The 6,741-nt window shown below is 65.4% G+C and carries 6 protein-coding genes; 4 read left to right on the forward strand and 2 right to left on the reverse strand.

What is annotated here, in order from left to right; translation table 11 throughout:
• Nucleotides 1–45: 45 nt before the first annotated feature.
• Nucleotides 46–1,191, reverse strand: a complete 1,146-nt coding sequence (locus tag EJC77_RS06110) for a mannose-1-phosphate guanylyltransferase (RefSeq protein ID WP_125610682.1) — start codon at nucleotides 1,189–1,191, stop codon at nucleotides 46–48.
• Between the two features lie 315 nt (nucleotides 1,192–1,506).
• On the opposite strand from EJC77_RS06110, the gene sdhC reads away from it, so the two are divergent.
• From sdhC to EJC77_RS06130, 4 genes are read left to right on the forward strand one after another with little or no spacing between them, the layout of a single operon-like run.
• Nucleotides 1,507–1,887: a succinate dehydrogenase, cytochrome b556 subunit gene (sdhC, locus tag EJC77_RS06115; protein ID WP_125610683.1), complete on the forward strand. Its 381-nt coding sequence runs from the start codon at nucleotides 1,507–1,509 to the stop codon at nucleotides 1,885–1,887.
• A gap of 1 nt (nucleotide 1,888) precedes the next feature.
• Nucleotides 1,889–2,350, forward strand: coding sequence for a succinate dehydrogenase hydrophobic membrane anchor subunit (locus EJC77_RS06120; RefSeq protein WP_125610684.1), 462 nt, complete (start codon nucleotides 1,889–1,891; stop codon nucleotides 2,348–2,350).
• 35 nt (nucleotides 2,351–2,385) lie between these two features.
• On the forward strand, nucleotides 2,386–4,185 hold the full coding sequence (gene sdhA, locus EJC77_RS06125) for a succinate dehydrogenase flavoprotein subunit (protein ID WP_125610685.1): 1,800 nt from the start codon (nucleotides 2,386–2,388) through the stop codon (nucleotides 4,183–4,185).
• Complete coding sequence (locus tag EJC77_RS06130) at nucleotides 4,185–4,985, forward strand: succinate dehydrogenase iron-sulfur subunit (RefSeq protein ID WP_125610686.1); 801 nt, start codon at nucleotides 4,185–4,187, stop codon at nucleotides 4,983–4,985. Before sdhA ends, EJC77_RS06130 begins: the two co-directional genes overlap by 1 nt.
• 455 nt (nucleotides 4,986–5,440) lie before the next feature.
• Here EJC77_RS06130 and EJC77_RS06135 read toward each other — a convergent pair whose 3' ends face one another.
• On the reverse strand, nucleotides 5,441–6,301 hold the full coding sequence (locus EJC77_RS06135) for a restriction endonuclease (protein WP_205786922.1): 861 nt from the start codon (nucleotides 6,299–6,301) through the stop codon (nucleotides 5,441–5,443).
• Between the last annotated feature and the right edge of the window lie 440 nt (nucleotides 6,302–6,741).

The following is a 6,741-nucleotide window of genomic DNA, read 5'->3' on the forward strand; positions in this document are numbered from 1 at the left end:
TCCGGAGGGCTGTTACGTCATAGAACCACGTTCACGGCCCGGCGGTCACAGCACATCGGTGTCGCCGTTGGCCTTGAGCCGGTCCACGGCCCGCTTGACCAGTTGCGAATGCGCGCGGGTGGTGACCAGCAGCGCGTCGGGGGTGTCGACGACGACGACGTCCTCGATGCCGATCAGCGCGATGACGCGCTTCGTGTCGGTGACGACGACCCCGGTGCTCTCCTCGGCGAACACGCGCGCGCCCTCGCCCAGGACCGTGACGTCGTCGACCTCGCTGGCGGCGTTGAGCCGGCCGATCGCGGCGAAGTCGCCGACGTCGTCCCAGCCGAACGTGCCCGGGATGACGGCCACGTCGCCGGCGTCGGCGGCCGGCTCGGCCACGGCATAGTCGATGGCGATCTTCGGCAGGGTCGGCCACACCCGGTCCTTGACGATGCCGCGCTGGGGCGTGTCCCAGGCCCGCGCGATCTCCATCAGCCCGGCGTACAGGTCCGGCTCGTTGGCCGACAGATGCTTGAGCATGAGCTCGACCGGCGCGACGAACATGCCGGCGTTCCACTGGTATTCACCGCTGGCCAGGTACTGTTCGGCGATTTCCTCGCTGGGCTTCTCCACGAACTTCACGACCCGGCGGGCGCTCGGCGCGCCGGGGACGGCCAGCGCCTCACCCGTCCGGATGTACCCGAACCCGGTGGAGGCGTGCGTGGGCTTGATGCCGATCGTGACGATCTTGCCGGTCGCGGCCGTGTGGATGGCCTCGCGCACGGCGTCCTGGAACGCGTCGACCGGGTTGATCACCTGGTCGGCGGCGAACGACCCCATGATCGTGGCCGGGTCGCGCAGGTACAAGATGGCGGCGGCCAGGCCGATGGCCGCCCCGGAATCCTTCGGCGAGTTCTCGAGCACCAGGTTCTCGTCCCGCAGTTCGGGCAGCTGCTTGCACACCGCGTCGCGGTGCGCCTCACCCGTGACGACGAGCAGGTGCGAGCCGCACAGTGGTTCGAGCCTGTCATACGTGGACCGGAGGAGGGTGCTGCCGCTGCCGGTCAAATCGTGCAGGAACTTGGGGGCCGCGGCGCGCGAAAGCGGCCACAGCCGGGTGCCGACGCCGCCGGCCGGGATCACCGCCTGGAACCTGTCCAACGGATCGGTGCCGGCGGGCGCGGATGCGGCCGAAGTGTTCGTAGTCATCAAGGCCACTCTAGGTGACGAACCCCCGGCGCCGCCCATGGGCGGCGCCCCGAACCGGTGATTGGAGCGCAAGATCACCCTCCGGGCGGAGGCCGCGCACCGCCGTCGTCATTTCCCGGTGGCACGCGATGCCGCACCGGGGATGGACGACGGCGGCGCCCGGCCTGTGATCTGTCGCATAGGGCGAAGGGCGCGCAATTTGAATAAGCTGTCAGCGAAGCCTATGTTTGGGCTGAGCTTTGAGTCTCTCGCCGTGTGCGTGACCGCCGCGTGGATCCACGCTAGCGTCGCGGTGTTGCAGGAAGGTTTTAATCAGTGCCGACAAAACCAGCTGGCACCTTGTACCGTGGCCGTGAAGGCATGTGGTCCTGGGTGGGACACCGCATCACCGGTGTTGTGATTTTCGTATTCCTGTTGGTGCACGTCCTGGACACCTCCCTGGTGCGGGTGTCCCCCGAGGCGTACACCGCAGTCATCGGGGCGTACAAGAACCCCATCATGGGCCTCGGCGAGGCCGCCCTCGTCGCCGCCATCGTCTTCCACGCCTTCAACGGCCTGCGGATCATCCTCATCGACTTCTGGAAGAAGGGACCCAAGTACCAGCGCCACATGCTCTGGTCGGTCCTGATCCTGTGGGTCGTGGTCATGGTCCCGTTCCTGATCCGCCACCTCTCCATCGTCTTTGGGGGCCACTGACATGAGCAACGACACCATCGCCGCCCCGCGCTCCGCACACACCCCCCAGTACAAGCGGCACAAGACCGGGCGCGCCAGCTTCGAGATGATGGCCTGGCTGTTCATGCGCCTGTCCGGCGTCGTCCTCGTGGTGCTGATCTTCGGCCACCTGTTCGTGAACCTGATGCTCGGCCAGGGCATCCACGCCATCGACTTCGGCTTCGTGGCCGGCAAGTGGTCCTCCCCGTTCTGGCAGGTCTGGGACCTGCTCATGCTGTGGCTGGCCATGCTGCACGGCACCAACGGCGTGCGCACCATCATCAACGACTACGCCGAACGCAACGGCACGCGCATGACGCTCAAGACGGTGCTGTACATCGCCGCCGCCGTGATCATCGTCCTGGGCACCCTGGTCATCTTCACGTTCGACCCGTGCCCCGCCGGCGCCGTGACGGACCTGCCGTCCTTCTGCCCGGTCCCGTAGTTTTCAAGCGCAGTTCTAGAGAGAGAGCATCCAGTATGCAGGTCCACAAATACGACGTCGTCATCGTCGGGGCCGGCGGCGCAGGCATGCGTGCCGCCATCGAATCGGGCCAACGGGCCCGGACAGCCGTCCTGACCAAGCTCTACCCCACGCGCTCGCACACCGGTGCGGCCCAGGGCGGCATGTGCGCCGCACTGGCCAACGTGGAGGAGGACAACTGGGAATGGCACACGTTTGACACCGTGAAGGGCGGCGACTACCTGGTCGACCAGGACGCCGCCGAGGTCATGGCCAAGGAGGCCATCGACGCGGTGCTGGACCTGGAGAAGATGGGCCTGCCGTTCAACCGCACGCCCGAGGGCCGCATCGACCAGCGCCGTTTCGGCGGCCACACCCGCGACCACGGCAAGGCCCCGGTCCGCCGCGCCTGCTACGCCGCCGACCGCACCGGCCACATGATCCTGCAGACGTTGTATCAAAACTGCGTCAAGCACAACGTGGAGTTCTACAACGAGTACTACGCGCTCGACCTGCTCACCGTCGAAGAGGACGCGGTCCGCCCGGACGGCACGGCGTACAAGCAAAAGCGCGTGGCCGGCGTCGTCTCCTACGACCTGGCCACCGGCGAACTGCACGTGTTCCAGGCCAAGAGCGTGGTCTTCGCCACCGGCGGCGCCGGAAAGGTGTTCAAGACCACCTCGAACGCGCACACCCTGACCGGTGACGGCATGGGCATCGCGTTCCGCCGCGGCATCCCGCTGGAGGACATGGAGTTCATCCAGTTCCACCCGACCGGCCTGGCCGGCCTGGGCATCCTGCTCTCCGAGGCCGCCCGCGGCGAGGGCGCCATCCTGCGCAACTCCGAGGGCGAGCGTTTCATGGAGCGCTACGCCCCGACCATCAAGGACCTGGCCCCGCGCGACATCGTGGCCCGTTCCATGGCCAACGAGGTGCGCGAGGGCCGCGGCTGCGGCCCGAACAAGGACTACGTGCTGCTGGACCTGACGCACCTGGAGCCGGCGCACATCGACGCCAAGCTGCCGGACATCACCGAATTCGCCCGCACCTACCTGGGCGTGGAACCGTACACGGAACCGGTGCCGGTGTTCCCCACCGCGCACTACGTGATGGGCGGCGTGCCGACGAACATCCTGGGCGAGGTGCTGCAGGACAACGACACGATCGTGCCCGGCCTGTACGCGGCCGGCGAGGTGGCCTGCGTGTCCGTGCACGGCTCCAACCGGCTCGGCACCAACTCGCTGCTGGACATCAACGTGTTCGGCAAGCGTGCCGGCATTGCCGCCGCGGAATACTCCCAGACGGCCGAGTTCGTGGACCTGCCGGAGAACCCCGAGGCGGACACCGTTGCGCTGCTTGAGCACGTCCGCAACTCCGACGGCGGCGAGAAGGTCGCCGCGATCCGCAAGGAACTGCAGGACACCATGGACGCCAACATGCAGGTGTTCCGCACGGCGGACACCATCGAGAGGGTGCTCGCCGACCTGGACGCCTTCGAGGAGCGCTACTCGCGGATCACCGTCCAGGACAAGGGCAAGCGGTTCAACCTGGACCTGCTCGAGGCCGTGGAGCTGGGCTTCCTGCTGGAACTGGCCCGTGTCATGACCGTTGCCGCACTGCACCGCAAGGAGTCCCGCGGCGGCCACTTCCGCGAGGACTTCCCGGACCGTGACGACGCCAACTTCATGTTGCATTCGATGGCGTACAAGGATGCGGCCGTGACCGCCGAACGCTCCGCGGAGCATGTGGCGGGCATCCGGCTGGAAACGAAGCCCGTGGTGTTCACCCGCTACGAGCCGATGGTGAGGAAGTACTGATGAGCCCCATTGAAACCGCCGAGACCGCCCCGGAGCCGGCATCCAAGATCGACCTGCCCGCCCACCTGGGTGGCGGCGGCGGGGAGATCCCGTCGTTCGACATCACGCTGCGGGTGCGTCGCTTCGACCCGGAGACGTCCGCCGAGTCGACGTGGGAAGACTTCGCCATGACCATGTATGGCACGGACCGCGTGCTGGACGCCCTGCACAAGGTCAAGTGGGAGCAGGACGGTTCGCTGTCGTTCCGGCGTTCCTGCGCGCACGGCGTGTGCGGGTCCGACGCCATGCGCATCAACGGCCGCAACCGGCTGGCCTGCAAGACGTTGCTGAAGGACCTGGACACGTCCAAGCCGATCACCGTCGAGCCGATCAAGGGCCTGCCGGTCGAGAAGGACCTGATCGTGGACATGGAGCCGTTCTTCCAGTCCTACCGGGAGATCATGCCGTTCCTGATCAACACGGGCCATGAGCCGGCCAAGGAGCGCCTGCAGTCGGCCGAGGAGCGTGAGCGCTTCGACGACACCACCAAGTGCATCCTGTGTGCCGCGTGCACGTCGTCCTGCCCCGTGTTCTGGACGGACGGGCAGTACTTCGGCCCGGCCGCGATCGTGAACGCGCACCGCTTCATCTTCGATTCCCGTGACGACGCCGGCGACCTGCGCCTGGAGATCCTCAACGACAAGGAGGGCGTGTGGCGCTGCCGCACCACGTTCAACTGCTCCGAGGCCTGCCCGCGCGGCATCCAGGTCACGCAGGCGATCGCCGAGGTCAAGCAGGCCATCCTGTCCCGCAAGATCTAGCTTTCCATGGATTGAGCTTGTTTTCCGCGGATTGAGCTTGTCGAAATCAGATTGAGCTTGTTTTCCGCGGATTGAGCTTGTCGAAATCAGTGTGAAGGCGCCGCTCCCCTCGTGGGGGCGGCGCTTTTGTCTTCGGTGCACACACGGCCCTCGACCGCCGGTGGTCGAGCCTGTCGAGACCCCGAGCCTGTCGAGACCCCGGGCCTGTCGAGACCCGGGCCTGATTTCGATGCTCAATCACCGGGCAGGCTACGCGGAGCCCACTTCCGGCGGCGTGCCGCAGGCTGGTCATACGGGAATCGGCTGGCCGCGGAAACTAAACGATCGCCATCCGACGTTCTTCAAGGGTGCTTGTCCCGTTGGTGGACCGGCTTGCGGGCAGTTCAGCTTGAGTGGGACCAGCCGAGTGGATCCGGATGGTGTTGCGTCAGGCCGCACCGATAGGGTGCATCGTTCTATCCCCAGGATGGGAACATCAAGGGAATTGGCCAGATGTCTGGCCGAACGACGTCAAGCATTTGGAGCGGGATGCTATGGCCATTGGCGAGGCTTTCAAGCTGGATCCATATATCCTGCTCCGAGGCGACAAGGACTTTGAGTCCGGTTCCGTGGCCTGAGAGGCTTACTTCAAGCCATTGGTGGGCGGGCGTTCCTCCACCGATGACGACACCGTTTGTCATCGCGATGGGATCTGTCGCTCCCACTTTGTGAAGCGCGGCGAGCAGTCGTTCTCGTGCTTCTGATTGGACCTCTCCCGATGGGTTCGCGACTCCGAAGTGCCGGAATGCACTCATCGCGAGGTGTCCGTCGAGGTTTCGCCACTTGTCGACTGCGACGGGCCTGACTCGGAAGCCGACGCGACGAGCGGATCGTGTAGCCTCCGAGTAAAGGGAGTCAGGGACTGCATAGTCAAAGTGAACTGTGCCCTTGGGGCTCCAGGCGGCGAGGGCCGCAAGCGAGAGGATATCGAGGCGGATGCCGCGAACGTTGCTCGCGTACTCACGCGCCGCATCGCTAGCTCCAGTTGTCGTGACGAGGAGCCCAATGTCTGCGCCCACATCCTCAACGAGGCCAACAAATGTCCCGACGGTGTTGACATCGATGGGCTTCTTGTAGCGTTTGCAGTCGACCACCATCGTTGCGGCGCCAGCACCGAAAACGCGGCCGGTCACCCTTACGTCGATCTGGCGGTACTTGCCGCTTCTCGCGCCGAGCACGCGGACGTTTCGGTCAACTGTCGCTGCGTCATGAGCGAGGAAAGCGAGAACGTCCGCGACGCCATTCTCGTACTCCGTGTCCAGAGCGTCAGAACCCATGAGGTCAATTATCTCCCTTGGTTTGGTGCATCTGGACACGCGCCCGATCGAATGGCCATACGCTGAGGGATCCTCGTGCGTGACACCCCACGTCGCAGCGAATCTGTACCGATGAACCTTCGGCTGACGGGGCAACCCCATAGAATCAGATCATGAGCTCGGATCTTCCTGAAGCGGAGCCGCGGCCGGAGGATTTCGCCTCGATTGGGGACTTCAGCCGGGGGCGCATGAGGCTTTCCACGACGCGCGTAAGCCGACTGCCGCTCAGACTCTTGAGCGAGCCGTTCGTTTCGCGAGCGAAAGCATGCGCGGGATTGACATGCAAATTCGAAGAATTCGCGGTACGGAACCTGAAGATGACGAATGGCTTTTCAGGGTATGGATGGACGTAACTGGTCAGGTGGTGGTGGGGATCCAGGGTTGGCCGGTGGCGAGTCGGG

The organism is Specibacter cremeus (assembly GCF_003946885.1).
Lineage (GTDB): Bacteria > Actinomycetota > Actinomycetes > Actinomycetales > Micrococcaceae > Specibacter > Specibacter cremeus.